The organism is Sphingobium limneticum (genome assembly GCF_008710155.1).
In the GTDB taxonomy this organism is placed as follows: domain Bacteria; phylum Pseudomonadota; class Alphaproteobacteria; order Sphingomonadales; family Sphingomonadaceae; genus Sphingobium; species Sphingobium limneticum.
Genome location: NZ_VYPZ01000002.1, coordinates 160255 through 186161, shown reverse-complemented (window position 1 = coordinate 186161; position 25907 = coordinate 160255). Strand labels below are relative to the sequence as shown.

25 protein-coding genes and 1 pseudogene are annotated in these 25907 nt (G+C 65.6%); 10 read left to right on the top strand and 16 right to left on the bottom strand.

Going from position 1 to position 25907, the window contains the following annotated elements:
• The first annotated feature begins 36 nt into the window (after positions 1-36).
• The gene (locus F4U94_RS03335) at positions 37-654 is read left to right on the top strand and encodes a peptidylprolyl isomerase (RefSeq protein ID WP_120249210.1); all 618 of its coding nucleotides are present in this window, start codon (positions 37-39) and stop codon (positions 652-654) included.
• 3 nt (positions 655-657) lie between these two features.
• Here the strand turns inward: F4U94_RS03335 and F4U94_RS03330 are convergent, their stop codons facing one another.
• From F4U94_RS03330 to secB, 5 genes are all read right to left on the bottom strand, one after another.
• On the bottom strand, positions 658-1875 hold the full coding sequence (locus F4U94_RS03330; protein WP_120249211.1) for a dicarboxylate/amino acid:cation symporter: 1218 nt from the start codon (positions 1873-1875) through the stop codon (positions 658-660).
• A gap of 161 nt (positions 1876-2036) precedes the next feature.
• Positions 2037-2693 carry a DUF4136 domain-containing protein gene (locus F4U94_RS03325; protein ID WP_120249212.1) on the bottom strand — a complete coding sequence of 219 codons (657 nt, stop codon included), beginning with the start codon at positions 2691-2693 and terminating at the stop codon, positions 2037-2039.
• 218 nt (positions 2694-2911) lie between these two features.
• Positions 2912-3916: a tryptophan--tRNA ligase gene (trpS, locus tag F4U94_RS03320; protein WP_120249213.1), complete on the bottom strand. Its 1005-nt coding sequence runs from the start codon at positions 3914-3916 to the stop codon at positions 2912-2914.
• An 18-nt stretch (positions 3917-3934) separates the two neighbouring features.
• Positions 3935-5524, bottom strand: coding sequence for a murein biosynthesis integral membrane protein MurJ (murJ, locus tag F4U94_RS03315; RefSeq protein WP_120249214.1), 1590 nt, complete (start codon positions 5522-5524; stop codon positions 3935-3937).
• A 144-nt stretch (positions 5525-5668) separates the two neighbouring features.
• Entirely contained in the window at positions 5669-6169 is a 501-nt protein-coding gene (gene secB / locus F4U94_RS03310) for a protein-export chaperone SecB (RefSeq protein WP_120249215.1), read from the bottom strand.
• Positions 6170-6371: 202 nt separating this feature from the next.
• On the opposite strand from secB, the gene F4U94_RS03305 reads away from it, so the two are divergent.
• From F4U94_RS03305 to F4U94_RS03290, 4 genes are all read left to right on the top strand, one after another.
• Positions 6372-7028 (top strand): Tim44/TimA family putative adaptor protein, encoded by a 657-nt coding sequence (locus tag F4U94_RS03305; RefSeq protein ID WP_120249216.1) that lies wholly within the window; start codon positions 6372-6374, stop codon positions 7026-7028.
• A complete protein-coding gene (mltA, locus tag F4U94_RS03300) occupies positions 7025-8287 on the top strand; it encodes a murein transglycosylase A (protein WP_120249217.1) in 1263 nt (420 codons plus the stop codon). The genes F4U94_RS03305 and mltA overlap by 4 nt, the downstream gene beginning before the upstream one ends.
• 3 nt (positions 8288-8290) lie before the next feature.
• Positions 8291-8854, top strand: coding sequence for a Smr/MutS family protein (locus F4U94_RS03295; protein WP_120249218.1), 564 nt, complete (start codon positions 8291-8293; stop codon positions 8852-8854).
• 95 nt (positions 8855-8949) lie between these two features.
• Positions 8950-10632 (top strand): putative bifunctional diguanylate cyclase/phosphodiesterase, encoded by a 1683-nt coding sequence (locus F4U94_RS03290; RefSeq protein ID WP_120249219.1) that lies wholly within the window; start codon positions 8950-8952, stop codon positions 10630-10632.
• Positions 10633-10779: 147 nt separating this feature from the next.
• Here the strand turns inward: F4U94_RS03290 and dapE are convergent, their stop codons facing one another.
• Positions 10780-11919 carry a succinyl-diaminopimelate desuccinylase gene (dapE, locus tag F4U94_RS03285; protein WP_120249220.1) on the bottom strand — a complete coding sequence of 380 codons (1140 nt, stop codon included), beginning with the start codon at positions 11917-11919 and terminating at the stop codon, positions 10780-10782.
• Between the two features lie 78 nt (positions 11920-11997).
• Here dapE and F4U94_RS03280 point away from each other — a divergent pair, with 78 nt between their 5' ends.
• The gene (locus F4U94_RS03280; protein WP_150411848.1) at positions 11998-13038 is read left to right on the top strand and encodes a S66 peptidase family protein; all 1041 of its coding nucleotides are present in this window, start codon (positions 11998-12000) and stop codon (positions 13036-13038) included.
• 247 nt (positions 13039-13285) lie between these two features.
• Here F4U94_RS03280 and F4U94_RS03275 read toward each other — a convergent pair whose 3' ends face one another.
• A complete protein-coding gene (locus F4U94_RS03275; RefSeq protein ID WP_120249222.1) occupies positions 13286-14551 on the bottom strand; it encodes a dipeptidase in 1266 nt (421 codons plus the stop codon).
• Between the two features lie 101 nt (positions 14552-14652).
• On the opposite strand from F4U94_RS03275, the gene aat reads away from it, so the two are divergent.
• The gene (gene aat, locus F4U94_RS03270; protein WP_120249223.1) at positions 14653-15393 is read left to right on the top strand and encodes a leucyl/phenylalanyl-tRNA--protein transferase; all 741 of its coding nucleotides are present in this window, start codon (positions 14653-14655) and stop codon (positions 15391-15393) included.
• Positions 15394-15428: 35 nt separating this feature from the next.
• On the opposite strand, the pseudogene F4U94_RS24925 reads toward aat, so the two are convergent.
• From F4U94_RS24925 to F4U94_RS03250, 4 genes and pseudogenes are all read right to left on the bottom strand, one after another.
• A pseudogene (locus F4U94_RS24925) lies at positions 15429-15599 on the bottom strand (DUF2155 domain-containing protein); the annotation flags it as partial.
• Between the two features lie 245 nt (positions 15600-15844).
• Positions 15845-16243 carry an NADH:ubiquinone oxidoreductase subunit NDUFA12 gene (locus tag F4U94_RS03260; protein WP_120249224.1) on the bottom strand — a complete coding sequence of 133 codons (399 nt, stop codon included), beginning with the start codon at positions 16241-16243 and terminating at the stop codon, positions 15845-15847.
• 57 nt (positions 16244-16300) lie between these two features.
• Positions 16301-16846, bottom strand: coding sequence for a DUF192 domain-containing protein (locus tag F4U94_RS03255; protein WP_172598738.1), 546 nt, complete (start codon positions 16844-16846; stop codon positions 16301-16303).
• Between the two features lie 185 nt (positions 16847-17031).
• Positions 17032-17373: an endonuclease domain-containing protein gene (locus tag F4U94_RS03250; RefSeq protein WP_120249225.1), complete on the bottom strand. Its 342-nt coding sequence runs from the start codon at positions 17371-17373 to the stop codon at positions 17032-17034.
• Positions 17374-17511: 138 nt separating this feature from the next.
• Between F4U94_RS03250 and F4U94_RS03245 the strand changes: the two genes are divergently transcribed.
• Positions 17512-17823 (top strand): terminase small subunit, encoded by a 312-nt coding sequence (locus F4U94_RS03245; RefSeq protein ID WP_120249226.1) that lies wholly within the window; start codon positions 17512-17514, stop codon positions 17821-17823.
• 214 nt (positions 17824-18037) lie between these two features.
• On the opposite strand, the gene F4U94_RS03240 is transcribed toward F4U94_RS03245, so the two are convergent.
• A complete protein-coding gene (locus F4U94_RS03240; RefSeq protein WP_120249227.1) occupies positions 18038-18559 on the bottom strand; it encodes a regulatory protein RecX in 522 nt (173 codons plus the stop codon).
• Between the two features lie 139 nt (positions 18560-18698).
• On the opposite strand from F4U94_RS03240, the gene F4U94_RS03235 reads away from it, so the two are divergent.
• Together F4U94_RS03235 and F4U94_RS03230 are read left to right on the top strand one after the other, a co-directional pair.
• A complete protein-coding gene (locus F4U94_RS03235; protein WP_249042022.1) occupies positions 18699-20468 on the top strand; it encodes a fatty acyl-AMP ligase in 1770 nt (589 codons plus the stop codon).
• A gap of 113 nt (positions 20469-20581) precedes the next feature.
• Positions 20582-22867, top strand: a complete 2286-nt coding sequence (locus tag F4U94_RS03230) for a putative bifunctional diguanylate cyclase/phosphodiesterase (protein WP_120251916.1) — start codon at positions 20582-20584, stop codon at positions 22865-22867.
• A 2-nt stretch (positions 22868-22869) separates the two neighbouring features.
• On the opposite strand, the gene F4U94_RS03225 is transcribed toward F4U94_RS03230, so the two are convergent.
• From F4U94_RS03225 to accB, 4 genes are all read right to left on the bottom strand, one after another.
• Complete coding sequence (locus F4U94_RS03225; RefSeq protein ID WP_120249229.1) at positions 22870-23619, bottom strand: ParA family protein; 750 nt, start codon at positions 23617-23619, stop codon at positions 22870-22872.
• Positions 23620-23704: 85 nt separating this feature from the next.
• On the bottom strand, positions 23705-24049 hold the full coding sequence (locus tag F4U94_RS03220; protein ID WP_120249230.1) for an arsenate reductase family protein: 345 nt from the start codon (positions 24047-24049) through the stop codon (positions 23705-23707).
• A complete protein-coding gene (gene accC, locus F4U94_RS03215; RefSeq protein ID WP_120249231.1) occupies positions 24046-25398 on the bottom strand; it encodes an acetyl-CoA carboxylase biotin carboxylase subunit in 1353 nt (450 codons plus the stop codon). Before accC ends, F4U94_RS03220 begins: the two co-directional genes overlap by 4 nt.
• Positions 25399-25413: 15 nt before the next feature.
• Positions 25414-25899: an acetyl-CoA carboxylase biotin carboxyl carrier protein gene (gene accB / locus F4U94_RS03210; RefSeq protein WP_120249232.1), complete on the bottom strand. Its 486-nt coding sequence runs from the start codon at positions 25897-25899 to the stop codon at positions 25414-25416.
• Positions 25900-25907 lie beyond the last annotated feature (8 nt).

The window sequence follows — 25907 nt, the reverse complement described above, 5'->3', positions numbered from 1 at the left end:
TCTGGCGCCTGCCGCAAGACAGGCTAGGCTGGGCGCATGATTCGCTCCCTAGCCCTGCTGCTCGCCACCCTGCTGACCCTTTCGCCCGTCGCGGCGCAGACGGCGCCAGCCGCGCCGCCTGCACCGGCGTCCCATGACGTGCGGGTCGCGCTCGATACCAGCGCCGGCCCGATCATCGTCGCCGTCCATGTGGACAAGGCGCCGGTCACTGCCGCCAACTTCCTGAAATATGTCGACCAGAAACGGTTCGACGGCACCGCTTTCTATCGCGGCGTGGGCGCGGCCGATTACGGCTTCGTGCAGGCCGGGGCACAGAACGACCCCAAGCGCATCCTGCCGCCGATCAAGCATGAGCCGACCACGCAGACCGGCCTCACCCATGATGACGGTGCGCTGTCGATGGCCCGCTATGCGCCGGGCAGCGCGACGGGTGACTTCTTCATCGTGCTGGGCAAGATGCCTGCCATGGACGCCCTTCCCGAAGCACCGGGCGACAATCAGGGCTTTGCCGTCTTCGCCCATGTGGTGGAGGGGCTGGACGTGGTGAAGGCGATCCTCGCCGCGCCCAAATCGCCCACCGCCGGGGAAGGCGTGATGAAGGGCCAGATGCTCGCCGCCCCGATTCGCATCGTCACCGCGCGGCGGGTGCCTTGATTTTTACGCCCGATCCAAAATCCGGCCCGCCGCCATGTCGGCGGTGACGTTGCCGACCGTGCGGAAGATGTCGGGCACCGTCTCCACCGCCAACAGCAGGGGCAGCGCCTCCACCGGCACACCCATGGCCAGGCAGATGGGACCGGTGGTGGTGAAGAAGGTGATCTGGCTGGGCAGGCCGACCGCCGCCAGGCTGACGATCGCGGCCACCAGCACGCCCATCACCAGTTGCGCCGGGCCGAGCGCCGCCCCGTTCATCGCCGCCACATAGAGGGCGACGCCCAGATTGGCCGGCGGACTGGTGATGCGGAACAGGGATATGGCGAGCGGCAGGACGATGCTGCGCGTGGTTTCCCGCACGGCGAGCGGGCCATCGCTCGCCTGAATCATCGCGGGCAGCGACGCGATCGAGCTTTGCGTGGAGAAGGCGATGGCCTGCGCGGGCACAGCGGCGCGGACGAAGCGGCCCAGCCCGATTCGCCCGGCGATCATGACCAGCGGATAGACGAGCAGGGTCACGATGACGCAGATCAGCACGATGAAGCCGATATAGTGAAGCAGCGCGCCCGCCGTCGCCAGACCGGATCGCGCGCCTGCCACCAGCGCCAGCGCGAAGACGCCGACAGGGGCCAGCCACAACACCCAGCCGACCACGACCAGCAGCGCATCGGCCAGCGCCTGAAAGAAGCCGGTCAGCAGCGCGCGGCGCGCTTCGGCGATGCGGGTGACGGCAAAGCCGAAGATCAGCGCGAACAGCACCACGGCCACCACCTGCCCTTCGCTGGCGGACTTCAATGGATTGACCGGGATGAAACCCAGCAGCCAGTCGGCAGACGGGCGCACGTCCGGTACTTCGGCCACGCCCTCCGCCCCCGCCAGCGCGCCGACGGCCCCGGCCGGCACGGGCCAGACATGCAGCATCATCGGTCCCACCAGCGCCGCGACGGCCGCCGATCCGACCAGCAGGATCGCGAACAGGGCGATCGCGCGCCCGGCCAGGCCGTTGGTCCGCGCACTGGTCGCCGCCTGGGTGATGCCCGTCACCAGCAGCGCGAAGATCAGCGGAATGAGCGGCATTTGAAGCCCGCCAAGCCACGCCTTGCCGATCGGCTGGGCCAGCGCCACGATATCGTCCCCCCATGGCCCGCCCCCTTCCGCCAGCGCGATCCCGCAGGCCAGGCCCAGCACAAGCGCGATCAGGATGCGGACGGTCAGGGACATGGGTGTGAACTTCCTGGCAAGGGTGCCTGAATGGCAACGGGCCGGGGCAGGCTATCCGCTATGCGGACGGACGAAACAGGGAAATTTCAGTCCCATGACAAAAAAGCCGGCGCATCCTGCGATGCACCGGCTTTTTGAACCGCATGAAGCGGGGTCTGTACTCAGCCCCGCTTTTCGGGCGGCAGCGTCACCTTCACATCTTCGCCGCTCTTGCCGGGGAAGTTGGTGAACATCACGTCGATCAGGTTCGGCACCAGATAGGTCAGCTTGTTGGACAGCGACTGGGCGCTCGCCTTGCCTTCGAACAGGCGGCGATTGTCGGCTGCGCGGTCGATCTTCAGGCTGAGGTCGCTGGTATAGACGGTGTAGCTCGACACGTCGTTGAAACCGCCACCGCCAAACAGCCAGGGATCATAGAAGCCATAGCCCCATGGGCGACCCCAACGGCCGCCAAAGCCACCGCCCCACGGCCCCCAGGCCGATCCGTACCCGCCGCCAAAGCCGGTCGAGCGGACCTTTTCACGGCCATTGTCGACATCATAGGCGACGCGCACGATCAGGTCGGCGCGGGCCGGGTCGCTGGCCGCGACATAGCCGGTCTGGGCCAGACGCTGCCCGACCAGGTCGGCATAATGGGCGAATTCCAGCCCACCGGCCAGGCGCGGATCGTCGGCGACGACGGTATAGCTTTGCCCGGCAGGGGCAGGGAGTTGCTGGAAGCGGGCGACATTGGCCTTGAAGCCAGTGGTGCAACCGGACAGCGCGACCAGCGCCAGAGCGGGCGCTGCAATCAAGCCGAACTTCTTGAAACGAGCCATGTTTTTACGTCCTATTTCAGGCGAACCCGCCTGCGACCATCTTTGCGCCCTGTCATAGCAAAACGCAACTGAACATCGTTTGAACGCGCGAACCCATCGAACGGGCGCAAAACCATGTTCTCACACTTACGACGCTGCGGAGATGGCTATTCCGTACCCCAAAGAAAAGGGGCCATCCTTTCGGACAGCCCCTGTGACTTTGGCGCATCAGTCGCGGGTTAGCGCATCAGACCCATCGCATCATAGGCCGCGCGCAGTGTCGGCTCCGCCGCCGCCGCCGCCTTGGCCGCGCCCTTGTCCAGGATCGCGTCGAGCGCGGCATCTTCGGTACGCAGCTCCAGGAAGCGCTGGCGAATCGGGCGCAGCGTTTCCACCAGCACCTCGCCCAGCGCCGGCTTGAACGCGCCGAAACCCTTGCCCGCAAATTCGGCGCAGACCGCATCGGTCGTCCGCCCGGTCAGCGTGGCCAATATGCCGACCAGATTGCTGGCTTCCGGGCGACCGGTCAGGCCCTCGGCCGTTTCGGGCAGCAATTCCTGATCGCTCTTGGCCTTCTTCACCTTGGCCATGATCGCATCGTCATCGTCGGTCAGGTTGATGCGGCTCATGTCGCTGGGGTCGGACTTCGACATTTTCGCCGTGCCGTCGCGCAGCGACATGATGCGCGCCGATTCCTTGGGGATGATCGGGGCGGGCAGGGTGAAGAGGTCGACACCGAAGTCGGTGTTGAACTTGGTCGCGATGTCGCGGCACAATTCCAGATGCTGCTTCTGATCCTCGCCCACCGGGACATGGGTGGCGTTGTAGATCAGGATGTCGGCGGCTTGCAGCACCGGATAGACGAACAGGCCGACCGAGGCGCCCTCGCGATCCTTGCCCGCCTTGTCCTTGAACTGCGTCATGCGGTTCAGCCAGCCGATGCGCGCCGTGCCGTTCAGCAACCAGCACAGCTCGGCATGGGCCGGCACGCGCGCCTGATTGAACAGCACGCTGCGATCCGGGTCGATCCCGGCGGCCACCAAAGCGGCGGCCATGTCGCGCACGTTGCGGATGCGCTGCTCGCGCCCTTCATGCACGGTGATGCTGTGCATGTCGGCCAGGAAAAAGAAGCACTGGCTATCCGCGTCCATCTCATCCTGCATCCGCACCCAATTGCGGATCGCGCCCAGATAATTGCCAAGGTGCAGATTGCCGGTGGGCTGGATGCCGGAAAGGACGCGCATTAGGAGATCCGTTCTTCTTCAGTTTGCATGTTTGCGGCGCATCAGCGCCTTGATGTCGGACAGCCGATAGGCCCCCGTGACGACGGACGCCAGCCCGTAAAGCGCCACGCCAGCACCCACCAGCACGGCCAGCGCGGCATAGCGCTGCACCATCGCGCCGGTCAGCCAGGGATCAAGCAGATCCTCGCCCGCCCACAGCGCCACGCCCATGATGAGCGCGGCGATCGCCAGCCGGGGCAGGCGGCGCCGCAGCCCCTCATCGGCCGCGAAATGGCCGCGCTTCACCAGCGTGGTATAGAGCATCGCGACATTGATGGTGGAGGACAAAGCCGTCGCCAGCGGCGGGGCGACATGGCCCAATCCGAAACGGGCAAGCGTCGGAATCATGGTCAGGTTGCCGACGATGTTGATGAGGATGGACAGCATGGCATAGCGCACCGGCGTCTTCGTGTCGCCGCGCGCATAATAGCCCGGCGTCAATACCTTGACGAGGACGTAGCTGGGCAGGCCGATCGAGAAGGCCGACAGGGCCCAGCCGCAGCGCATCGCATCTTCCGGCGTGAAGCGGCCATATTGGAACAGCCCCCGCACGATCGGTTCGGCCACGACCAGAAAGGCGACGGTCGCCGGCAGCGTCAGGAACAGCGCCAGTTCGATGCCGCGATTCTGCGTCTCCATCGCCTCGGCCTCCTGCCCCTTGGACAGCATGCGCGAAATGGTGGGGAGCAATATGGTGCCGAGGCCGATGCCGATCAGGCCCAGCGGCAACTGATTCAACCGGTCGGCATAATAAATATAGGTGATGGAGCCGGAGGCCAGCAGCCAGCCGGACAAAGCGGTGGAGATCAGCAAATTGATCTGCGAGGCGCCCGCGCCGGCGGCGGCGGGCAAGATCTTGCGCAGCAATTCGCGCACGTCGCCATCCAGCCGCGGGCGTTTCAGTTTCATCGACACGCCCGACCGCTTGCACGCCCAGATCAGCCAGAGCAGTTGCAGCGCGCCGCCGATCGTCACCGACATGGCCTGCACCCGCGCCGTCTCATATTCGTCGGCGCCGTGGAAGAACCACAGCCCCGCGATCATCGCGACGTTCAGCAGGATGGGCGCGGCGGCATTGACCCAGAATTTGTCGAGCGAATTGAGGATACCGCCCAGCAGCGAAGCGAGGCTGATCAGCGCCAGATAGGGAATGGTGATGCGCGACAGGGTGACGGCGAAGGCGAATTGATCCGCCGTCGGGTTCTGCCGTGCAAAGCCGCCCGAAAGCGCCCAGGTGATCGGCCAGGCGGCGGCGATCAATATGGCGGTGAACAGGATCAGGACCGGCAGCAGCACCGCCAGCGCCCGCTCGGCAAAATCATAACCGGCGGGCAGTCCGCCTTCGCCCGCCGCCTTCTTGTTGAACAGCGGGATGAAGGCGGCGGAAAAGGCGCCCTCGGCAAAGAGCGCGCGAAACATGTTGGGCAGGCGGAAGGCGACGCCGTTGAACGCATCCGACGCAAAGCCCGCGCCGACATAGCGCGCCGCCAGCGAATCGCGCACCAGCGCCAGCACCCGGCTGGCGAGCGTCAGCCCACCGACGGAGCCAAGGGCGCGAACGAGTTTCATGGGACCATCCTTAGCCCCTCCCCTTCAGGGGAGGGGTTGGGGTGGGGGAGTGCCCCACGCACTGTACCAAGAGGATGGCCCCCACCCCGTACCCCTCCCCTGAAGGGGAGGGGCTTAAGAAGGCCAGCCACCATCACCAAATTATCAGGCGTGACCGGCCGGTTCGCCTGCGGTCTGCTGCATCTGCTCGGCCTGCTGCAGGTAGAGCGAGCCGAAGTCGATCGGGTCGAGCAGCAGCGGCGGGAAGCCGCCGTCGCGGATCGCGTCGGCCAGCACGCGGCGGGCGAAGGGGAAGATGAGGCGCGGCGCTTCGGCCAGCATGAAGGGCTGAACCTGATCTTCGGGCACGTTGCGCATGCCGAACAGCGCGGCATAAAGCAGTTCCACGGCAAAGGCGGTGCCCTGCGGCGCGATCGCCTTCACGTCGATCTTCAGCGCGATTTCCAGCACGTCGTCAGCGACGCGTTCGGCGCCGATGTTGAACTGCACGTCGATCTGCGGCTGGTCCTGCCACTGATATACCGCCGGCGCGTTCGGATTTTCGAACGACAGATCCTTCACATATTGGCTGATCAGGGCGATCTGCGGCGCGGTGTCGGCGCCATTGCCCAGGTTCGTGGTGATGTGGTCCGTTTCGTCGGCCATGCTCTTCCCTTGACTTTCCTCTGGTCCGGCGGCGGGAAGCCGCCGAATATCTCGACCCGCGCGCTTAGCAGGGGCTTTCCGACAGGGCAATGGCGGCGCTGGGGGCTTTGCTGCCCTAATGGATAAGCCCCTATTTGAAGTTGCGTGCAAACATGCCTATGTTGGCCGGAACATTATCCCACGCAAAAGGGTATAGCCTTCCGTGTATGTGATCGTCATCCTCGCCATGATCGCCGGTTTTCTGGCGCTGCGGCTCTATTCCGTGCTGGGCAAGCGCACCGGCCACGAGCAGGAGCCTGCGCCGCGCCCCGCCGATGAACGCGCCAAGGTGACGGTGCTGCAACCCGGCCCGGCATCGCAGAACAGCGGCGATTCGGTCCGTCTGGCCGAAGGGCTGATCGGCCCCGGCGCCGAAAATGACGTGCGCGCCCTGATCGCCAGCGATCGTAATTTCGATGTGCCGCAATTCGTGGAAGGCGCCAAAAGCGCTTACAAGATGGTGCTGGAGGCCTTCTGGCGCGGCGACCGCGACGAACTGGCCTGGCTGTGCGACGATGATGTCCGCGCCTCCTTCGAAGAATCGATCGCGGCGCGCGAAGTTGACGGCCATGTCCTCGACAACCGTCTGGTCCGCATCGAAAAGGCGCAGATCGTCGAAGCCTCGGTCAATGGCCGTATCGCCGAAGTCGCCCTGCGTTTCGAAGCGGATATCGCCGCCGTCACCCGCGACAAGGACGGCAATGTCGTCGCCGGCTCGCTGACCGATGCGGTGGGTACCAAGGATATCTGGACCTTCACCCGCGATATTCGCAGCGCCGATCCCAACTGGAAGCTCAGCGAAACCGACGAAGCGGCATGATCGCGCGTCAGTCGGGGGCAGCGCTGCTTGCGGCGCTGATGCTGTCCGCCTGCGCGGGTGGCGTCATTCCGCCGTCCGCCGGTGGTCCCGCGCCCACGCGCCCGGCGTCTGGTGGCGGATCGAGTGGGGAGGCGACCCGTCCCGTTCCCGCCACGCCGCGCCCGACCCTGCCGGTCGATCTGCCCGCTGACCCCGCGCTCGACAAGGCGACGGCCGCCGGCCTTGGCGTCACGCGCGGCCCGGATATCGCCAGCCTCATTCCCTCGGGCGAACGCTCCCGCCTCGCGCTTCAGGCCTTCCGCATTTCCTGCCCGACGCTGATGCGGCGCACCGACGCCAGTGGCCTGACCAAGGGGTCCGACTGGAACAATGCCTGCGCCGCCGCCTCCAGCTGGCCCGAAGCGTCCGCCAGCGAATTTTTCTCCCGCTATTTCGAAGCGGTGCAGGTGGGCGACGGCACGGCCTTCGTCACCGGCTATTATGAACCGGAAATCAGCGGGTCGCGCACCCGCCAGGCCGGTTACGACGTCCCCATTTACCGCCGCCCGACCGACCTGATCGACGTCGATCTCGGCCAGTTCAGCGACAGCCTGAAAGGCCGCACCATTCGCGGCAAGGTGAACGGCACCAAGTTCGTGCCTTTCGACGATCGCAGCCAGATCGTGTCGGGCACGCTCGCCGGCCGGGGTCTGGAATTGGCCTATGCCGCCGATCCGGTGGAATTCTTCTTCCTTCAGGTGCAGGGCAGCGGCCGGCTGAACCTGCCCGACGGTGGCGTCATGCGCATCGGCTATGATGGGCAGAATGGCCGCGACTATACCGGCATCGGCAAGCTGATGAAGGATCGCGGGCTGATCCAGGCCGGCTCGATGCAGGACATCATGCAATATCTGCGCGCCCATCCGGCCGAAGGCGCAGCGATCATGAACGAAAACAAAAGCTTCGTCTTCTTCCGCGAACTGACCGGCGCCGGCCCGCTGGGTGCGCTCGGCGTCCCGGTGACGGCGGAGGCGACCGTTGCCGCCGATCCCAAATTCATCCCCTTGGGCGCGCCGGTGCTGCTGTCGCTCGACCGGGCCGAACCCAATGGCATCTGGATCGCGCAGGATACTGGCGGCGCGATCAAGGGTGCCAACCGCTTCGACAGTTTCTGGGGTGCAGGTGCGCGGGCGCGCGGCATTGCCGGCGGCATGTCGGGGCGCGGCAGCGCGCTCATCCTGTTGCCGATCGGATCGGCGGCCCGCCTCGCCAAGCCCTGACCCATGGCCCGGCGGCGGCTGTCCAATGACGAACAAGCGCTCTGGACCGCGCTTGCCCGGACGGTCAGGCCGCTCCGCCCCACCGCGCGCGCGGTCATCGCGCCTGCCACGCCCAGCATGGAAGAGTTAATCGACCTCCCGGTCGTGAAAGGCTCCGGCAAAACAAGGTTAACGCCGCCGCCGTCCCGGATGATCGTCGCACCGCCCGCCCGCACCCCCGCCGCCGTGCTGGACAGCGGCTGGGAACGGCGCATCCGTAGCGGCACGATCAGCCCGGACATGAGCATCGACCTGCACGGTCACACCCTGTCCATGGCGCATGCCCGCCTTAACCAGGCGATCGCACAGGCCCTGACGCGCGACGTCCGCGTGCTGCTGGTCGTGACCGGCAAACCGCCCAAAAGCGCCGGTGCGGGCGCCGCATCGCGACGCGGCGCCATCCGCGGCGAGATCGGCCACTGGCTCGAAACCAGTCCCTATGCCGATCGCATCGCCAGCGTGCGCATCGCCCACCCGCGCCATGGCGGCGATGGCGCGATCTATTTGATATTGCGCCGCAAAAAATGACCCATTTTTGTCAGACTCGCTGATCATTTCTTAACCACTGTCCTTCATATCCCAATGATCGGAGGTTCTGCGGAACGGTATCGGGCGGGAGGCACATGCAGGGCGTGACGTTGAAAAGCCGCGCTGCTGCCTTCGCCTTCGCCGCGGGGGCGCTGGTGTTCATCCTGTCGCTCGTGCTCGGCTATACGCCGGGGCAGGCGGATGATCTGCTTCAGGTCGGCCGCGCCCTCATCATCGCCATCCTGTGCGGCACGATGAGCTGGGCATCGGCCCGCCGCACCATCGCCACCACCGCCACCGCCATCGACGCTGCCACGGAGCGGCTGCTGTCCGCCGCCCATGGCGACCTGCAATCGCATGTCCCGGCGGAGATCGGCCAGGAATTGCCCGACCTGTCGGTTGCGATGGAAAGCCTGTTCAGCCAGGTGCGCACCAATCTCGACCATGTCCAGACGCTGGCCCTGTTCGACCAGATTACCGGCCTCGCCAACCGCACCAGCTTTTGCCGGCAGGTCGAACGGCTGCTCGCCGAACGCGACGATAACGGCATCGCCACCCTCTTCTTCATCGACCTGGACGGGTTCAAGGGCGTCAACGACACGCTGGGCCATGCGGCGGGCGATCAATTGCTCGCCCGCGTCGCCGGTCGCCTGCGCGAAGTGGTGATGGCGCAGGTCAGTACCGGTGGCGGTGATGCCGTGATCGGGCGGCTTGCCGGCGACGAATTCACCATGTTCTTCCCCCATCTGTCCGGCCCGGCGGCGGCGCATCGCATCGCCCGCGCGATCCAGTTCGCGCTGGGCGAACGGTTCGACCTTGGCAGCCAGCATGTGGAATTGGGCGCGTCCATCGGCATCGCCTGCTATCCCGACCATGGTGCCACGCTCGCCGACCTGCTGCGTGCGGCGGACATCGCCATGTATCATGCCAAGCATCAGGGCCGTGGCCGCGCGGAAATCTACACCGACGCGCTGGCGCTGGAGGCGGAGGATCGCGCCGAGCTGGAGCGCGACCTGCTGCGCGGGCTGGAGCGGGACGAATTTCTGCTGGAATTTCAGCCGCAGATCGATGTGGCCACCGGCCGCGCCGTCACCGCCGAAGCGCTGGTCCGCTGGGCGCATCCCGAACGGGAACTAGTCATGCCCGGTGCCTTCGTTCCGATCGCGGAGGAAAGCGGCTCCATCGTCGCGCTGGGCGACTGGGTGATGGGCCGCGTGTGCCAGACGGCGGCACGCTGGATGCAGGCGGGCATTCATCAGCGCATCGCCATCAACATTTCCACCCGCGAACTGGCGCAGGCCGACTTCTTCCTGCGCCTGCGCCACGCCATCGCCACCCATGGCGCGCGGCCCTCCATGCTGGAGCTGGAGATCACCGAATCGCTGGCGATGGAGATGGAGCCGCGCGTGCTGGAGCAGCTGCGCGCGCTGCGCCGCGACGGGGTGCGCATCGCCATCGACGATTTCGGCACCGGCTATTCCAATCTCGCGCGGTTGAAGGAACTGCCCGTCGACCGGGTCAAGATCGACCGCAGCCTGGTCCGCGACATCGCCACCTCGGCCGAAGCCCGCACCATCTGCTCCGCCGTCGTCGGCCTGATTCAGGGCCTCGGCATGGAAGTGGTGGTCGAAGGGATCGAAAGCGAAGCGCAGATGGACGTGCTGCGCGTCATCGGCTGCACCCTGTTCCAGGGCTATCATCTGGCGCGCCCGACGGGGGAGCAGGCCTATCTGGCGCAATTCGCCCCGCGGCGGCCCATGGCTCGGGATGTGGGGTAGGGGATGCTCTTATTCCCCCTCCCGTTTACGGGAGGGGGTTAGGGGGTGGGCTGGACGTCGTGACAGCCCACCCCGCTGCGACTAACGCGCTGCGCGCCTAAGTCTCGCTGCCCCTCCCGCCTGCGGGAGGGGCGTTCAACGTTCCACTCACCCCAGCGCCCGTTCCACCAACAGCGTATAAATCCGCGCCAGATCCCGCAGATCCTGCACCGCGACCGCCTCATCCAGCTTGTGCATGGTCGCATTATTCAGCCCGAACTCCACCACCGGGCAGATCCGCGACAGGAAGCGCGCGTCCGATGTGCCGCCCGTGGTCGACAATTCCGTCTCCACGCCGGTCACATCGCGGATCGCGCCGCTCACCAGATCGCTGAACGCACCCGGCGCCGTCAGGAAGGATTCGCCGCTGATCCTGGCTTCCACCGTGCCGCCTTCGGTTGCCGCGATCGCCTTGATCCGCTCGATCAGCGACGCGCCTGTATGCTGGTCGTTGAAGCGGATGGAGATGCGCGCGGTCGCCGCGCCGGGGATGACATTATGCGCGACATTGCCGACTTCCAGGTCGGTAATCTCGATATTGCTGGGCTGGAACCAGTCGGTTCCCGCGTCCAGCACCTCCGCCTCGATCGCCGTCAGGATGCGCACCAGCTTGGGGATCGGATTGTCGGCCAGATGGGGGTAGGCGACATGGCCCTGCGCGCCCGCCACGCGAATCCACATATTCACCGACCCGCGCCGGCCGATCTTCACCACATCGCCCAGCCGCGCCGACGATGTCGGCTCGCCCACCAGGCACAGGTCCGGGCGCAGGTCGCGCGCCTTCATCCGGTCCATCAGCGCCAGCGTGCCGTAAACCGCCGGCCCTTCTTCGTCGCCGGTGATGATCAGGCTGATCGTACCGGGCAGATCCTCGGGCAGGGCGTCCAGCGCCGCGACGAACGCCGCGATCGACCCCTTCATGTCCACCGCGCCCCGGCCATAAAGCAGGTCGCCGCGAATCTCCGGCGCGAACGGGTCGCTGGTCCATCCCGCGCCCGGCGGCACCACGTCCAGATGCCCGGCAAAGGCGAAATGCGGGCCAGCGCCCGTCGTGCGCCATGCCAGCAGATTTTCGACCGGCCCGTCAGGCGCTTCGCCCACCACGAACCGGTCCACGGTAAAGCCGCGCGGCACCAGCATCGCCTCCAACGCGGCGAACACCTCGCCGGTGGCAGGGGTTACGGACGGGCAGGCCAGCAGGCGCTGGGCCAGTGCCACGACATCTTCATTGCTGCTGGTCATGCTCATCCTGTCGCGTTAGCGAAAGCCATGTGCCTTGGCCAGTGTCACGAAGCTGGCGCCCACGGGACGAGAGAAGGGACCATGATGCGGATCGATCGACGGGACATGATGGCCGGCGCGCTGGCGGGCATGGGCGCGATGCTGGCGGGCCTGCCGGCGATGGCCGCGCCGACGCCATGGGTAAAGCCGCCCCGCCTGCGCGCGGGCGATACGGTCGGCCTGATCGAACCGGCGGGCTTCACCGACGACAATTTCGACCTGGACCTGGTCAAGGACACGATCACTGCCATGGGGCTGAAGCCCAAGGCCGCGCCGCATCTGGCGGGCCGCTACGGCTATCTCGCCGGCACCGACAAGGATCGCGCGGCCGACGTCAATGCGATGTTCGCCGACCCGGATGTGCGCGCGGTGTTCGCGGTACGCGGCGGCTGGGGCTGCGCGCGCATCCTGCCGCTGCTGGACTTCGCCACCATCCGCAAAAATCCCAAGCTGCTGGTCGGCTTTTCGGACATTACTGCGCTGCATCTGGCTTTCGCGGCGAAGGCCGGCTTCACCACCATCCATGGTCCCAATGCGGCGAGCAGCTGGGGCCAATATAGCTGGGACGCCTTTCGCGCCGTCGCCTTCGATGCTGCGACGCCGACCTTCGCCAATCCGGTCGGGCATGAGGATCGACTGGCGCAGCGCGTCGGCCGCGTCCGCACCTTCCGCCCCGGCGTGGCGCGCGGGCGATTGCTCGGCGGCAACCTGACCGTGCTGGCGGCGTTGATGGGCACAAACTGGCTCCCCGATTTCGACGGCGCGCTGCTGTTTGTCGAGGATGTGGGCGAACAACCCTATCGCATCGACCGGATGCTGACCCAGCTGACGCTGGCCGGCATATTGGGCCGCGTGAAGGGCGTGATCTTCGGCCAATGCACCGATTGCGGGCCTGGCGGCCCCAGCTATGGCGGCTTCACCTTGTCGCAAGTGCTGCAACAGCATCTGGAGCCACTCGGCATCCCCGCCTTCCAAGGCGCCCAATTCGGCCACGTCGCCAACCAATATAGCCTGCCGATCGGCATAAAGGCGGAAATGGACGCGACGGCCGGCACGATGCGCTTGCTGGAAAGCGCGGTGGTTTAGGGCGGGATGGGCAGAGAGCGGACTTCCCTTATCCCTCTCCCCCTTGGGGGAGAGGGCTGCGCAGACTTGGCAGCTTGCTGCCTAGTCGGAGCTGGGTGAGGGGGAAGCGACCTCGCGATAGTACGCCAATCTTGCGCCAGCCCCCTCATCCAACTGCGCCTAACCGCTACGCGGTAAGGCTTCATATCCTTCTCCCTCAAGGGGAGAAGGAAGGTCCGCTTCCGGCAGCCTCCCGACCGAAAGCCGACTATTTCACCCCGTCCAGCCCCGCCACGGTCCCGGTCCCGGCCGGCTCGCCCGCCATCCCAGCCGCGACCTTCTCCGCCGCCGCCATCACGCGCAGCACATTTTCACCGGCCAGCTTGGCGACATCCGCGTCGCTCCAGCCCCGGCGCATCAGTTCGGCCAGCAAGGCCGGATAGGTCTGCACCCCGCTCAGCCCCTGCGGCAATGACCCCACGCCATCGAAATCGCTGCCGATGCCGACATGGTCGACGCCGGCCACTTTGGCGATATGGTCGATATGGTCGGCGACCTGCGACAATGTCACAACGGGTTCGGGATTCGCCTTCTCCCAATCCGCCAGCGCCTTCTTCGCGCCCTCGGGATCGCCGATATACAGGCCGTTGAATGGCGGCGCATTATAGCGGGCAATCTCGCCGCTGCGCGCCGCGCTCCAGATGCGGCGGGCTTCCGACACATATTGCGGCGCATAATTGACCATCACCACGCCGCCATTGGCCGCGACCTGTTTCAGCACCGTGTCCGACACGTTGCGCGGCGTGTTACAGATCGCCCGCGCGCTGGAGTGGGAGAAGATGACCGGCGCCTTCGTCACGCGCAGCGCGTCCAGCATCGTGCCCTCGCTCACATGGCTCAGGTCCACCAGCATGCCCAGCCGATTAAGTTCATGCACCACCGCTTCGCCGAACGGGGTCAGCCCATCATGCTGCGGATTGTCGGTGGCGCTGTCGGCCCAGGCGATGGTGCGCGCGTGCGTCAGCGTCAGATAGGATGCGCCCAGCTGGCGATAGCTGCGCAGCACGGCCAAGCTGCCGTCGATCTGGCCGCCGCCCTCCACGCCCAGCAGCGACGCGACCCGCCCGGCCTTGTGCGCCGCGCGCAGCTCCGCCGCCGTGTTCACGAAGGCGAAGTCCTTGGGGTAACGCCGCGCGAAGCTGTGCGCCAGGTCGATCTGCTCCAGCGTATCCTTCACCTGTTGCAGTTCGGGCAGGTCGGCCGACACCCACACCGACCAGAATTGCCCGCCCACGCCGCCGGCGCGCAACCGCTCGATATCGGTGTGGAAGGTCGCCGGGTCCAGCCGGTTCAGCGGCACCGTCCAGCGCTGGTCCTTGACCTTGTCGGCCAGCGCTTCGGGCCAGTCATTATGCCCGTCGATCAGCGGCGTGGCCTTCAGCACCTTCGCCACCCGCGCGGCATAAGGATCGGGCGCGGCATGAGCGGCGGTGGCGAGGAGGAGGGGCAGCAGGGCCAAGGGAAGAGTTTTCATGGGCGCGGAAGCTAGGGCCAAGACGATACGTGTCAATCCGGCAATGACTTGGCACGGCGGGGCTTTCCCCTTCCGCTGCGTCTGCTACCCTTGGCGTCAGAATGATGATCGATCCGCTCGTCCTGTTGCAGGCCTATTCCATCGGCGTATTCCCCATGGCGGATGATCGCGACGCGGATGAGGTCTATTGGGTCGAACCCAAAAGGCGGGCGATCCTGCCGCTGGATGGTTTCCACCTGTCGCACTCCCTGGCCAAGACCATCCGCCGCGACCGATTCGCCGTCACCGCCAACCGCGCCTTCCCGCAGATATTGGCGCTCTGCGCGCAGGCCGCGCCGGATCGCCCCTCGACCTGGATCAACCATCAGATCGAAAGCGCCTATCGCCTGCTGCACGAATCCGGCTTCGCCCATTCGATCGAGGTGTGGGAGGGGGAGGAGCTGGTCGGCGGCCTCTATGGCGTGGCGATCGGCCGGGCCTTCTTCGGCGAATCCATGGTGTCGCGCCGCACCGATGCGTCGAAAGTGGCGCTCGCCTGGCTGGTGGCGCGGCTACGGGCGGGTGGCTTCACCCTGCTCGACTGCCAGTTCATGACCGATCATCTGCGCAGCATGGGCGCGATCGAAATCAGCCAGCGCGACTATCTTCAGTTGTTGGCGGGCGCGACCGGCGGCGTGGCGCTGGGCGCAGCGGCGGGCGCGTCCGTGCTCACTTCGGGATCGGGCGCGGCGGCGGAACGGGCCTTCGCGCCGCTGGCGGGCTTGCCCTCGGCGCCCAGCTTGACCGTGTCGGGACCGGTTTCGGGCCATTCCATCGTGCAGCTTCTGACCCACACGTCATAGATCGGGTGCTGCACGACATTGCGGTCGGGCCGTTCGCGGAACAGCCAGCCGGAAAAATTGCGCCGCCATTTGCCGTCGGCGCTGCTGCGCACGTCCAACTGCACGAAAGCGCCGGTTTCCTGCACATTTTCCCATGGCGCGCTGGTTTCGCACGCCTGCAAGCGGACGATCGCATCGCCCACGCGCAGCGCTTCGCCCGGCTTCATGGTCAGGTCGCGGGTCAGGCCGTTGCGCTTGTTGAGCAGGCCGATGACGGCACTACGCTGCGCCATCGGGGTGCCGGACGTCGCGCCGTTGGTCGCGGCGCGGATCGGCGCGCTTTCCACCTTGACCGGGCCGCTCTGGTTGGCGGCCGGCACATCGGACTTGCCGCAGGCGCCGAGCGCCAGGGCACAGGAAAGCAGGGGCAGGGAGTAGAGGATCGGCGGGACGCTTCCCGCCGGACGCCGGGTCATGCCGCGTCGGGGCTCCACGCCTCGTAATCGCCGGTCGCCTTCTGGCGCAGGCCGCCCTTTTCGAGCGCGCCTGACGGGCGATAGGCATTGCTGGTGCCGGTGAGGTTGACGCTCGATTCCTTTTCCCAGATGCGCGGCGGCGGCAGGAAGCTTTCGGGCGCACCCTCGATCGAATGATGCAGCCAGCCATGCCATTCGGCCGGCACGCGGCTGGCGTCGTTGGCGCCATTATACATGACCCAGCGGCGCGTCAGGCCATTGGGGTCGGTGCCGCCTTCATAATAGATATTGCCCTGATGATCCTCGCCCACTTTCGTGCCCTTGCGAGCCGTAAAGAGCCAGGTGCCGAAGGTGGCGCCATTCCACCAGGTGAAGACGTTAGCCAGGATTCCCATGCGCCAGCGCTTAGCCCCGATGACAGGCCATTGGCAAGGGCGCTTGTGCCGGGGCGATCAGGATTTCGGGCAGAAACTCAGGCGGTCCCACGCTTCGTCCGGTCGGGGCGATCCGATCGCGCAATTCCCCCAGCTGACCCTGTCACCCTCGGCGATGCCCAGTTCCGCCGCGCGCCCGCCGCGCAGTTCCAGCACCGCCGCCACCGGCACGCCCGCCGACACCGGTTCGCGCGCATAGGGCTGTGCCTCGCTCTTCAGAAACGCGATCGTCCCGTCAGTGTGGATGAACAGCATGTCGAGCGGGATCAGCGTGTCCTTCATCCAGAAACTCGCGGTGCGCGGCGGGTCCATGGGAAAGAGCATACCGCTGTCCGCCTCCAGTGCCTTGCGGAACATCAGCCCCTTTTCCTGCGCCTGCGGCGAGGCGGCGACCTCGACATCGAAGCGATGCGTGCCCTTGGCGGTGCGGATGACGACGGGCAGGCGCCCACTGGCCACCTGCGCCTGCGCACCATTGTCGGCAGCGGGCTTAGGACTGGAACAACCGGCCAGCAGGCCGATGGAGAGGAGGGCAGAAGCCAAAAGTGGGGACAGGCGGATCATAGGACCGATGCCTAAAGCGATTCGGCACGCAAGGGGAGGGGGTAATGCGTCGGCACATGGCACGGATGTGACCCGATCAGGGAAAGGCTGGTGACGAGCAGCGGCGGACGTTTTCAAAGCCCTCTCCCGCCTTCGCGGGAGAGTTCAAAGCAGGCACGTGACTGCTTTGAAGGGTGAGGGTCTTTTTACTGGATCAGCGCCAGACGGATGGCCTCAATTGCGCCATCAAAATTCTCGATCGCATCGTGGTTCCAGATACGCAAAAGTCGATAACCCTTGGCCAGCAACAATGTCGATCGCGCTAAATCCCTGTCTTCGTTATGTTGGCCACCATCGAGTTCGATGATCAATCGCCGCTCCACGCACAGAAAATCGACAATGAATGGACCGATCGTTGCCTGACGACGAAATTTGAACCCATCCAATTGGCGATTGCGAAGAGCGGCCCAGAATTTTTGTTCGACATCCGTCGCGTGTTGGCGCAGTGGCGCCGCGTGTGGGCTGATCTGACGTCGGACGGGCGGCATCGCTCCGTCGTACAGAAAGAAAGACCCTCACCCAACCCTCTCCCGTGAAAAACGGGAGAGGGCTAAGAAGCCGACCGCTCCCTTCTCACCCCCAAATTGCCCTTCCAAAATAGGATTTCGTCTGTTCTATCCTTGTCGATGGAACAGCCTTTCGCCCCCAATCCGCCCGCGCCCGCCGCGACCCTTTCCACGACTGGCGCCCCCGCCAAACGCGCCCATTGGACGCCGGACCGGCAGCGCCGTTTCCTCACCCATCTGCTCGCCACCGGCAACGTTACGCAGGCGGCCCGCGCCGTGGGCATGTCGCCGGCCAGCGCGCATCGGTTGCGTCGGCGCCTTTCGGGCACGGTGTTCGACCGGACATGGAGCCATGCGCTGGCGCTGCACGCACAAAGCCTGGCCGATCCCTTTACCGACCCAACCCGCCAGCATGGCGTGACCCATGCGTGACCTGACAGGCGCGTCCCTGTCGCGGAGCGAGCGCGCACCCATGACCCAAGTGGCGCGCAGCCATGCCCCTTATGGCGCGCCGCCGTCGCATCATGCGTGCATCGGCGGCGCACGACTGTCGCACTCGCCTGTCAACGCGGGATATGAACGGTGTGAACTTTGCCGGCCAGCCCCGCCAATGACCCAATAGTGACCCGATGATGACCTTGCCGGCCTATTCCTCCGCCAATGCCTCGCCTGGGGCTGCATCCACCCAGCGCCGCGCCATGGCATAATCATGGCCCGCCCGCAGGAAGGCGGCGATCGCCTTGTCCCGCTGCTTGGGATCGAGCGGCCCGGTCGCATAAGGGCCGACCCGCTTGCGCCGGGCGAAGCGCTCGGCCGCATTCCACGCCTCCGATGCGGTGTTCGCGTCCGCCTGCTCCCGGTCGCCTTCCGCAATGCCGGCGGCACGCAGCGCCTCGTCTATCCGCCGCGCGCCATAGCCCCGCCGGCCAAGCGACCCGCTCTTCATCACGGCAAAGCCGGCATCGTCGATATAGCCCAGGTCCACGAAGCGATCGGCCAGACCCTCCGGATCGGCCGGCTCTTCGCCGCCCCAGCCGCGCTCCTTGATCTTGCGCTTCAGATAGGCCAGCAACTTCCCCCGGCTGGTCGCAAAACGCGCGACATGGCGCAGCGCCATGTCGCGCAGCGCCTGTTCATCCAGCGGTGGGGGGAGGCGTTTGCCGGTCATGATGACACTTAATGACCGATGCGCCATGTTTATGCCACAGTCGGGCCGGAATTTCACCGTGCCTTGTCGGCTAATAAGCGAGATTGGCATGGAATAGGCGGTGCAAGCGGCGGCCAAAGCTGCTAGCGGCCCCGCTTTCATGAGTTTTAAGACATTGGGTGAAACCAATATGACGGGTTCGCAAGAGATGATGGCACCAACGCCGACCACTGATGATCTGCCACGCCGCTTCTCGGACTTCGAGACGCTGGGCGAAGCGCTGGACTATGCGGCGCTGGGCAAACGCGGCCTGAATTTCCATGACGCCCGTGGCAATCTGGCCCGGCCCTATCCCTTCTATGAACTGCGTGCTGACGCCATCGCCTGCGCCCATCGCCTGATCGCCCATGGCGTCAAGCCGCAGGATCGCATCGCGCTGGTCGCCGAAACCGGCGCCGATTTCGCGACGCTCTTCTTCGGCATCGTCTATGCCGGCGCCTGGCCGGTGCCGCTGCCGCTGCCCACTAGCTTCGGCGGCAAGGAAAGCTATATCGACCAGCTGAATGTTCAGCTGTCCAGCTGCGACCCGATGCTGTTCCTCTTCCCCAAGGAGCTGGAAGAGATGGCGGGCGAGTCCGGTCGGCAAAAATCGGTCGAAAGCATCGCGTTCGAGGATTTCCTGGCGCGCGAAGCCATCCCTGTCGACCTGCCGCAGGCGCAGCCGCAGGAAATCGCCTATCTGCAATATAGCAGCGGCTCGACCCGTTTCCCGCATGGTGTGGCCGTCACCCATCATGCGCTGCTCTCCAACCTGTCGGCGCACAGCCACGGCATGGAAGTGCAGGACAGCGATCGCTGCATCAGCTGGTTGCCCTGGTATCATGACATGGGTCTGGTCGGCTGCTTCCTGTCGCCGGTCGCCAATCAGGTGTCGACCGATTACATGAAGACGGAGGATTTCGCTCGTCGCCCGCTCGCCTGGCTGGATCTCATCAGCCGTAACGAGGGCACCTCGATCAGCTATTCGCCGACCTTCGGCTACGATATCTGCGCCCGCCGCATGTCCAGCCAGACCAAGGCGCAGGATCGCTTTGACCTCTCCCGCTGGCGTCTGGCCGGCAATGGCGCGGACATGATCCGCCCCGACGTGATGCAGAGCTTCGTCGACGCCTTCGCCGACGCCGGCTTCAGCCCCAAGGCGTTCCTGCCCAGCTACGGTCTGGCCGAAGCGACCCTGGCCGTCACCATCATGCCGCCGGGTGAGGGCATCATCGTCGAACTGGTCGAGGAAACCGACCTGTCGGGCGGCGATGCGCCGGAGGGCCGTCCGCAGCGTTTCCGCTCCATCGTCAACTGCGGCAAGCCGGCCAAGGACATGGTCGTGGAAATCCGCGACGAGGATGGCGGCCTGATGAACGAGCGTCAGATCGGCAAGGTGTGGACCACCGGGCCGAGCCTCATGGTCGGTTATTTCCGCGACGATGCCGCGACCGCCGCCTGCATGGCCGACGGCTGGCTCGACACCGGCGACATGGGCTATCTGTCCGACGGCTATCTCTACATTGTCGGCCGCGCCAAGGACATGATCATCATCAACGGCAAGAATCACTGGCCGCAGGATATCGAATGGGCGGTGGAACAGCTGCCCGGCTTCAAGCAGGGCGACATCGCCGCCTTCGCCATCACCACGCCCGGTGGTGAGGAAGCGCCCGCCGTGCTGGTCCATTGCCGCACGTCGGACAATGAGGAGCGCTCGCGCCTGCGCGACCAGATTCGCGAGCGGGTTCGCGCCATCACCGGCATGAATTGCGTCGTGGAACTGGTGCCGCCGCGCACCCTGCCGCGCACCTCTTCGGGTAAACTCAGCCGGTCGAAGGCGCGCAATCTCTATCTGACCGGCGAAATCCGGCCTTACGATATCGCGGCATAAACGCCCGGTAAGGTTACCGATTGCTAACCCATGGCTGGTAACGCCGGCATGTGGGTAGCAAGATCGATCAGAGCGAAGAGCCGGGTCGACAGGAACGGGCATCGCTTCGGGCGATGATGGGACTGTCATCGATGGCGGACGAAACCGGCATGCGCGTGCTGGAGGCGCAGCTGCGGTCCGCCGACAGCGTCGCCATCCTGCGCCATGGCATGAACATGTGCGGCCTGCTTTTCCTGTGGCAGGTGTTTTCACATTGCTGCCCGCTGATGCTGCTTGCCGGCTGGAGCGCGGCGCTGATCGTTGCCACGGCCGCCGCCATCGGCCTGAGCACCCATCGCGGCGGGGCGAACGGGCCTTCGGACCTGCGCCGCCATGGGCTGGGCGCGCTGTTGCAGGGGCTGGTCTGGGCCAGCTGCATGGCACTCATCGGCCGATCCGGACAGACGACCGAATTGATCGCGCTCTGGACGCTGGTCAGCTGCATCATGGTGTGCGGCGCGATCAGCTATGCCGCGACCCCGCTCGCCGCCAGCGCCTATCTCCTGCCCTGCATCGTCGGCCTCTTCTTCATGTTCGACGACCATGGCCAACTGCCGCTGCGCGCGCTCGCGACCAGCTATGCCCTGTCCCTGCTCGCCGGCTGCTTCATCTACGCCCGCACCTTCGCCCGCCAGCACAGCACCACGGCCCAACTGGCCGAAAAGAGCGAGGTGGTGAGCCTGCTGCTGCGCGAATATGAGGTCGGCGGCTCCGACTGGCTGTGGCAGACCGACACGCTGCGGCGGATCAGTGGCGTGTCCAGCCGCTTCGCCGAAACGCTGGGCGTCGAACCCGCGCAGCTGGAGGGCGTGTCGATGGTACAAATCCTGGCCGGCAGCGGTTGGGACAATGGCCGCTTCGCCGCTGGGCTGCACAATTTGGCCGACCATCTCAAGCGGCGCGAGAGTTTCAGCAACCTCGTCCTGCCGGTCGAGATTAAGGGGCAATGGCGCTGGTGGGAATTGTCCGCGTCGCCCCGGCATGACGAACATGGCGTGTTCCAGGGCTTTCGCGGCGTCGGCTCCGACGTCACGATCCAGCGCGAATCAGCGGACAAGATTGCGCAACTGGCACGTTTCGACCCGCTGACCGGCCTGCCCAATCGCAGCCATCTGCGCGAAGTGCTGGATCAGGCGATGGATACGGCGCGGGGCCGTTCGCCCGGCTGCGGCTTCATGATGATCGACCTCGACCGGTTCAAGTCGATCAACGACACGCTGGGCCACCAGATCGGCGACAAGCTGCTGAGCCAGGTGGCGCGCCGCCTGCGGCAGGTCTGCGATGCGGGTGAATTTTGCGGGCGCTTTGGCGGCGACGAATTTGCCGTGGTCCTGCCGCATGTCGCGGACGGCGCGGTCATCCCCCGGCTTGCGTCGGCGATCATCGGTGCCTTGTCGGCGCCCTATCAGGTCGACCAGCATATGTTGCATGTCGGCGCGTCCGTTGGATCGGCGCTGTCACCGATGGACGGCCGCGAATCCGAAGCGCTGATTCGCAGCGCCGACCTGGCGCTCTACCGGGCCAAGGATGACGGCGGTGGCGTACATCGCGCCTATGAGCCGCAGCTTCATGCCCAAGCCGAAGAGCGGCGGCAGCTGGAACTGGCGTTGCGCGAGGCGTTGGAAAAGGAACAGTTGCATGTCCTCTATCAGCCGGTGGTCGATGCCGATCAGGGGGTAGTGCTGGGCTTTGAGGCACTGGTGCGCTGGACCCATCCGCAACTGGGCGCGATATCGCCGGTCAAGTTCATCCCGGTGGCGGAGGAAGCACGGCTGATCGGGCCGATCGGCGAATGGGTGTTGCGCACCGCCTGCATGGAAGCGGCGACCTGGCCGGACGACGTGCGGATCGCCGTGAACGTCTCGGCCGAACAATTGGCCCATCCCAGTTTCGTGTCCGCCGTCGTCTCCGCGCTGGCGCAGAGCGGGCTGGAGGCGCGACGGCTGGAGCTGGAAGTCACCGAAAGCGTCTTCATGGGCGAGGATACGGGCGCGCTCAAAGTGCTGGATCAGTTGCTGGGCCTTGGCATCCAACTGTCGCTCGACGATTTCGGCACGGGCTACAGCTCGCTCGGCTATCTCAGTCGCACCCGCTTCAACACGATCAAGATCGACCGCAGCTTCGTCGTGGGCGCATCGAAGAACACGGCGGAAAGCCTGGCGATCATCCGTGCCGTGGTGACGCTGGCGGACAGCCTTGGCATGGCGACGACGGCCGAAGGCGTGGAAACGGAAGCGGAATTGCAGATGGTCCGCCGATTGGGCTGCAAGAAGGTGCAGGGCTATTTTTTCGGCCGGCCGATGCTGCCCGAAGATGCGGCCCGGCTGTTCCCTGCGCCGCAGCGCGTCGCCTTAGGTTGACCCTATTTCGCCAGCAGCTGCCGTTCCACCTGAGTCCATAGCGCAGAGAAGGCCTGCGCCGGGGGCGACGCCGGAGCGAAGACGCCTAGTGGCTTGCGGCGCACCGTCATCTGTTCGATCGTGCTGGACATGGGAATGGCGGGCCAACCCGACTGGCTTTCCAGCGCCGTGCGATGCAGACTGCGGCGGCGATCGACCATCGAATAGACCGGCAGGATCGGCGCATGATTGCCGCCGCGCTGCACCAGATAGCGGGCGACTTCGCCCATGGCGCGTTGCGACAGGGGGGACGGGATGACCGGGATGACGATCAGGTCGGCGGCGCGGAGCACCTGCTCGCTGGTTTCGGTCAGGCCCGGCGGGCAGTCGAGGATGATGCGGTCATAATCGCGGCCCAGGCTTTCGATCAGCTTGGCCAGCCGCTTCTTCTTGTCCATTTCGCGGAACAGATGGTCGAGGCTGCGCAGCGAGGTGTCGGCGGCGATCAGGTCGAGCCCCGGCACGGTCGATGGCTGGATCAGCTTGCGGACGTCCACATCCTTGCTGAAGATCGCCTGCGCCGCATCGCGGCTTTCCGTGTCGGTGGACAGGAGCCAGCTGGACGCCGCCTGCGGATCCAGATCCCAGAGCAGCGTACGCCGCTTCGAGATGCAGGCCGAGGCCCAGGCCAAGTTGATCGCGAAGGTGGTTTTCCCCACGCCGCCCTTGAGGCTGTAGACGGCGATGGTCGCCAATACCGGTTCCTTTGCCATGAATGGGGAAGCTAAGGCTTCCCGCCATCAAAGCAAGAACTCAAATCAGTCCCTTGTTACGGTTGCGTGACAAGGGACTGGATAATCACAGGATTTCCAGGACCTTGTCCTGCGGGCGGCAGAAGCGGACGCCCTTTTCCGTTTCGACGAAGGGGCGGTTCACATAGGCGGGGTTGGCCGCCATTTCGTCCAGGATCGCGTCGCCATCCATGTCGGACAGGCCGCGTTCTTCGGCATCGGTGCCCATCTTGCGGATCGCTTGCGCCGGAGTCAGCCCGGCGTCGGCGAACAGCTGGACCAGCTTGTCGCGGGTGAAGGGCGTCTTGAGATATTCGACCACCTCCACCTCGACGCCCGGCGTTTCCTCAAGAATCGCCAGCGTCTTGCGCGACGTGCCGCATTTGGGATTATGCCAGATGGTGGCCTTCACTGGCCATCCTCACGGGCGAGCCATTCTTCCAGCCACTTGATCGTGTAGTTGCCGTCCAGAAATTCCGGATCGCGCAGCAGGGCCTGATGCAGCGGGATGGTGGTCTTCATCCCTTCGATCACATATTCCTCCAGCGCGCGGCGCAGGCGCATGATCGCACCTTCGCGGGTGCGGCCATAGACGATCAGCTTGCCGATCATGGAGTCGTAATAAGGCGGCACCTTATAGCCCTGATACAGGCCGCTATCGACGCGGACGTGCATGCCGCCCGGAACATGATAGCTGGTGACGGTGCCCGGCGAGGGCGCGAAGGTCTTGGGATCCTCCGCATTGATGCGGCATTCGATCGCATGGCCGGTGAAGCGGATATCGTCCTGTGTGACCGACAGCGGCTTGCCTTCGGCGACGCGGATCTGTTCGCGCACCAGGTCGAGGCCGGTGATCATTTCCGTCACCGGATGTTCCACCTGAAGGCGGGTATTCATCTCGATGAAGTAGAATTCGCCATTTTCCCACAGGAATTCGATCGTGCCGGCGCCGCGATAGGCCATGTCGGCCATCGCCTTGGCACAGATGCCGCCGATGCGTTCGCGCTCGGCCTGCGACAGGACGGGCGAGGGGGCTTCTTCCAGCACCTTCTGGTGGCGGCGCTGGAGCGAGCAGTCGCGTTCGCCCAGATGGATGGCATTGCCATTGCCGTCGCCGAATACCTGGATTTCGATATGACGCGGATTGCCCAGATATTTTTCGATATAGACGGTCGCGTCGCCAAAGGCGGCCTTCGCTTCCGAGCCCGCCTGCTGCATCAGCGTTTCGAGGCTGTCGGGCGAGGTGCACACCTTCATGCCGCGACCACCGCCGCCCGAAGCGGCCTTGATGATCACCGGATAGCCGGCGGCTTCGGCAATCGCCTTGGCTTCTTCCACATCGCTGACCGCGCCGTCCGAACCGGGGACGAGTGGCAGGCCCAGCGCACCGGCGGTACGCTTGGCTTCGATCTTGTCGCCCATGGTGCGGATATGTTCGGGCTTGGGACCGACGAAGGCGAGGCCGTGCGCTTCGACGATCTCGGCGAACTTGGCGTTTTCCGACAGGAAGCCGTAACCGGGATGGATCGCGTCCGCGCCGCTGATTTCCGCTGCCGAAATGATGGCAGCGATGTTCAGATAGCTGTCCTTGGCCGCGGGCGGCCCGATGCAGATGGCTTCGTCGGCCAGGCGCACATGCATGGCATCGGCGTCGGCGGTGGAGTGCACCGCGACGGTCTTGATGCCCATTTCATGGCAGGCACGGTGGATGCGAAGCGCGATCTCGCCACGGTTGGCGATCAGCAGTTTCTCGATGGCCATAAGCTTGTGCGGGCCTTATTCGATGACGATCAGCGGCTGGTCATATTCGACCGGCTGACCGTTATCGACCAGTACGGCCTTGACCGTACCGGCGACGGGCGCGGCGATCGCGTTCATGACCTTCATGGCTTCGACGATCAGGATGGTTTCGCCGGCGGCGACCTGCGCACCCACGCGGGCGAAGGGGGCGGAGCCGGGTTCGGCCGACAGATAGGCGGTGCCCACGATCGGCGACTTGACCACCGTGCCCGACGGCAGAGCGGCTTCGCCAGCAGGTGCAGCGACGGGGGCCGCGACAGGCGCAGCGGCAACGGGGGCGGCGGCCGGCGCGGCGGCATAGACGGGCGCAGCGGCCGATGCGGCCTTGCGAGCGACGCGGATCTTGCGATCGCCATCCTCAACCTCAATCTCGGTGAGGTTGGTGTCGTCCAGCAGCGCAGCGAGATCGCGCACCAACTGTACGTCCACCTGCATTGCGCCCTTTTCTTGTTTGTCGGTCATGTGAAGTC